The 4,624-nt window shown below is 58.5% G+C and carries 4 protein-coding genes and 1 pseudogene; 1 reads left to right on the top strand and 4 read right to left on the bottom strand.

All coding sequences use genetic code 11. From position 1 onward, the window contains the following. The first annotated feature begins 192 nt into the window (after positions 1–192). Entirely contained in the window at positions 193–1,071 is an 879-nt protein-coding gene (locus tag EV665_RS31780) for a LysR substrate-binding domain-containing protein (protein WP_133037235.1), read from the top strand. 26 nt (positions 1,072–1,097) lie between these two features. Here the strand turns inward: EV665_RS31780 and EV665_RS31775 are convergent, their stop codons facing one another. The 4 genes and pseudogenes from EV665_RS31775 to EV665_RS31755 all read right to left on the bottom strand — a co-directional run. After that, on the bottom strand, positions 1,098–1,874 hold the full coding sequence (locus EV665_RS31775; protein WP_064334890.1) for an amino acid ABC transporter ATP-binding protein: 777 nt from the start codon (positions 1,872–1,874) through the stop codon (positions 1,098–1,100). 3 nt (positions 1,875–1,877) lie between these two features. Beyond that, positions 1,878–2,789, bottom strand: coding sequence for an amino acid ABC transporter permease (locus tag EV665_RS31770; RefSeq protein ID WP_210234720.1), 912 nt, complete (start codon positions 2,787–2,789; stop codon positions 1,878–1,880). Then, positions 2,789–3,685, bottom strand: a complete 897-nt coding sequence (locus tag EV665_RS31765) for an ABC transporter substrate-binding protein (RefSeq protein ID WP_064334892.1) — start codon at positions 3,683–3,685, stop codon at positions 2,789–2,791. The genes EV665_RS31770 and EV665_RS31765 overlap by 1 nt, the downstream gene beginning before the upstream one ends. A gap of 638 nt (positions 3,686–4,323) precedes the next feature. After that, positions 4,324–4,624 (bottom strand): annotated as a pseudogene (locus EV665_RS31755) (hypothetical protein); the annotation flags it as partial.

Genomic DNA, 4,624 nt, shown 5'->3' with positions numbered 1-4,624 from the left:
CTCGGGCTTAAGCCCTCCCGGCGGTCTCAGGCCGGCGCCGCAGTGGCCGACTTTTGCTCCGCCCCGTGGCCGGTTTTTACTCCGCCGTTGACACTTTCCGGAGAAACGCCGAACGCTGACGGAAACCAATTCCGAAACGAGCATTCTTGCGCTACTGCTATTCTTTGAGGTTATTAATTTCGTACGGAGTGGATGGTGAACCTTAGGCAGGTCGAGGTCTTCAAGGTGGTAATGACGAATGGCACCACAGCGCGGGCTGCCGAGGTGCTGCATGTCTCCCAGCCCGCCATCAGCAAGATGATTCAAGAGCTCGAACGCTCGCTTGGCTTCGACCTTTTCAAGCGCATCAAGGGACGGCTGCAACCGACCCAGGAAGGTCAGCTCTTCTTCCGGGAGGTCGAGCAAGCATTCCTGGGGCTGACGCATCTGCGCGGCGCGGCCGCCCGCATCCGCGACTACGGTTCTGGCGAGATCAGGATCGCCTGCCTTTCGGCCCTGTCTACCAATGTCGTGCCCCGGGCCCTGCACGCCTTCATGAAGAGCAACCCGAATGTGGCCATCACCTTCCAGGCACGCATGTCCTCCAATGTCCGTGATCTCGTCGCCACCGGGCAGTTCGACCTCGGTATCGTGGCCGACGAGATCGACCGCACGGGCGTCGAGGTCAAGGAATTCGCCCAGTTCCGTGTGGCTGTCGCATTGCCGAAAGGACATCCGCTCGAGGCGCTCGAAATCATCCGCCCCGCCGACCTCGCCGGTCAGGCTTTTGTTGCGCTCGCGCCCGAAGACACGACCCGGCGTGAAGCTGAGATCACCTTCGCAGAGGCGGGCGTCTCCGTTCGTACCGTGATAGAAACGCCTTACTCGACGACGATCTGCGCCATGGTTGCTGCTGGCATCGGCATCGGGCTGGTCAACCCGCTCACCGCCGAGCCTTATCAGGGTCACGGTCTGACGCTCAGGCCTTTCGAGCCGGCGCTTCATTTCCGCACGCTTTTGATCACGCCGCCCAACCGCCTTCCATCCACGATCCTTGAAGACTTCATCCGGGAACTGCGCAACGCGATCTGAGCCTTTTCCTTCGGTCACGAGCATGCTCAGAGAACCTTGGAAAGAAAGGCCGCGGTTCGCGGATTTTGCGGATTGGCAAGCATCATGCGCGGATGTCCCTCTTCGACGATTTGCCCTTGATCCATGAACACAAGGTGGCTGCCCACCTCTCTGGCAAAGCCGATCTCGTGGGTGACGACGACCATGGTGATACCGCTTCGTGCCAGATCCTTGATGACGTCGAGCACCTCGCCGACCAGTTCGGGATCGAGTGCGGATGTCGGCTCGTCGAACAGCATCACCTCCGGCTCCATGGCGAGCGCACGGGCTATGGCGACACGCTGCTGCTGGCCGCCGGAAAGCTGGCCTGGATATCGGTTTCCGAACCCCTCCAGACCGACGCGGTTGAGGAGCTCATCAGCTTTCCTGCGCGCCTGCTCCCTTGGCCAGCCTTTCACATGCGAGGGGCCTTCCATCACGTTTTCCAGAGCTGTCATGTGCGGGAACAGGTGGAAGCGCTGAAAGACCATTCCGGTAAGCCGTCGCTGCGTTGCGATCTGTCCCTTAGACAACGGGTGAAAGCGGCCGTCTCGTTCGGTAAAGCCCTGCAACTCGCCCTTAAGGAAGACACGGCCCGCCGAAATGCTCTCCAACTGATTGATGCATCGAAGCAGCGTCGACTTGCCGGATCCCGAGGGGCCGATGGCAACACAGACTTCGCCCCGCCTCACGCGCAGGTCCACACCCTTGAGAGCATGCACATGGCCGTAGAACTTGTGGATGTTCTGCATCTCGACGCAAAACTCGGAAATATGTGCGTCCATGACCTACTCCATCCGTGCCGGATGAACGGAAACGCCCTTACCAAAATGGCGCTCGAGGAAATGCTGGCCGACCATGAGCAGGCTGGTGATCGCGAGATACCAGGTGCCGGCCACCAGCAGGAGCGGGATCGGTAGGTAGAGCCGATTGGAGATGGCATTGGTCGCGAATGTCAGATCAAGCGTAAACGGGACGGCGAGCACCAGCGACGTCATCTTCAACATGCCGATGGTTTCGTTGCCCGTGGGCGGAATGATCACCCGCATTGCCTGCGGCATGAGAATGCGCCACCAGATTTTCGCCGGCTTCATGCCGAGCGCCTGCGCGGCTTCGGCCTGTCCCCTGTCGAGCGAATTGAATCCGGCGCGGAATATCTCCGTCAGATAGGCCGACTCGTTGAAACCGAGGCCGAGGATCGCGGCTATGGCCGGCGTAACGATAAGTTTCGTCTCGACGCTGACGATCTCGGGCCCGAAAGGAATGGCGAGGCTGAGGTTCGGGAACAGCACCGCAAACAGGCCCCAGAACAGCAACTGCGTGTAGATCGGCGTTCCTCGGAAGAACCACACCCAGCCATAGGCAATGCTGCGAAGGATGGGATTGTCGCTGTCGCGCATGATGACCAGCAGGGCTGCGACCACGATCGCCACCGTCATTGCAACAACCGTCAAAAGCAGCGTCCAGCCTACGCCGCGAATGACCTGCGGAGAAAACAGATAGGTCGAGTAGATGTCCCAATGGAAATTGGGATTGGTCGAAACGGCCTGTCCGATCTGCAAAGCCAGGACCGCCAGGATAGCAATGGCAAGCCAGCGACCGGGGTGATGCCGCGGGACGACGACATTGCGCGTCACCGCCGGCTTTTCTATGGAGACCGGCTTGATACCGATCCCCATGTTATCGATTTCGGAAGCCATCAGATCTTGACTTCGGGGTTGACCATCGCCTTCTCGACAATCACCGAGCCGACGCCCCAAGTGTCGAGCAGCGCCTTGTAAGTGCCGTCCGCGATAAGAGAATTGATGGTATCTGCAACGAGTTCGGTCAAAGCCATGTCCGACTTTGCGACCGCGATACCGTTTGGGCCGTGTTTGCTGAGAACGCCGTCACCTGGCTTGAGCGTTTCAAATGCACCTGACGACTGCTTGGCGGCGTATCCGATACCGGCTTCGCCGGAGACCGTCGCGTCGGCGCCGCCAGCGGCAACGCGGGTGAGGGCTTCGGGCTGCTTGGAGAATGGCAGGATTTCAATCTCTGCTTTGCCGGCAGACTTGCAGAGGTCGTTTTCCTCGATGACCGCCTTTTCGTGGTAGCTGCCCGACTGAATGGCAATCTTGCGACCACAGAGATCGCTCGGGTCAAACTTCGTCGGGTTGCCGGCCTTGACGGCCCACATGCTGCCCGTATCCGCGTAGCTGACGAAATTGACGGCTTTCATGCGTTCATTGGTGATGGAGAAGGCCGAAACACCGAGATCGAACTTGGTGCCGAGAGCGGGCAATATCGCTTCGAATGCAGAGGTCTGGAAATCAATTCTCACGCCGAGCTTCTTGCCGATCGCGTTAGCGATGTCGACGTCGATGCCCTCGGGTGTCTGGCCGTCCTTTTCACTCAGGAATTCCCATGGAGCATATGCCGTATCGGACCCGATCGTCAGCACGCCGGCCGACTTGATTTTCTCCGGCACGCGGGCGGCCAGGGCCTCGTCGGTCTTGATCGAGGAGGTATCGAAGCTTTGAGCTGTTGCAGCGTTACCGGAAGCGGTCAATGCGATGGCTGCAATCATTGGCAAGAAGGCGAGTGTCTTGAACATTGATGTTCCCCATATCGTTTTGGGACGGATTGAGTGACGCTTGGGAGGACCGACATCATCATCCGACTCTGCCAGTATGGGGGGAGCGAAAAAGGCCGTCCAATAATAAGATTGGCCCACTCTATTCTCACAGGTTATTGCCCTCGTCCTCGATGCTGTGAATTCGGCGTCAAGACGACGTACGCCGTTCGAACTGAGTTACAGCAATCCCGATCGCGCAACTCGAACTCTCAGCTCAGCTTCGGGACTAGGGGACGTTTGGTCCAGAGGCGTTGTAGTGGCGGCGAAGGGCAAGGCGATGACCGGCAAGATTGATGCGGCACGCGAGAAGATAGCCCTTTCCGTCTCTGCAAGTTGGGAGCCAAGCGAGATCGACAAGCTTGTGCGGTTAATGTGAAAATTTGCAGACGCGATTGGAGACCAATCCGAGAACTCGACCACACCTTAAGTCACTTCATCTCGATTGATAGTGGCGATGCAAAAACCGGCCACGGACCAGCGGAACAATCCTACTGCAGGCAAAATCCCTTTTGGGCTGCTTCTGTCCCTACTTTCGAATTCAACAATCCGTTGAACCCAGTTCCGATCTCAGTTCTACCTTTTTGCGAAAAAGCATAGCGGCAGGTTGTCGCCTTCCGTCACGTACATTCACGATAGAGTTCGATCGATGGCACGTGCGCATCGATCATGTCGCGGACCTTGGCTGCCATCGGCAGATTGTTCTTCTCGGCGTCCCAGACCACGCGGAAACGCTCCACCGTTTCGCGCGCCGTGTCGAGCACCAGATTTTCGGACAATTCCGCCTTGGCAGCAAGATGCGCCAGCTCATCCATCGATAGCGCCGCAGAGCTGGCTCGGGAAATCTGCACAGCGGGGATAAGTGGAGTTTCTGCCTGACTTCGGCTTAGATGCCGGGAACAGGAGAGACTATGACGAGAC

Origin of the sequence: Shinella granuli (assembly GCF_004341885.1) — a bacterium.
Classification (GTDB): domain Bacteria; phylum Pseudomonadota; class Alphaproteobacteria; order Rhizobiales; family Rhizobiaceae; genus Shinella; species Shinella granuli.
Note: the sequence above shows the minus strand (reverse complement) of the source record. Positions and strands in the feature narration are given on the sequence as shown.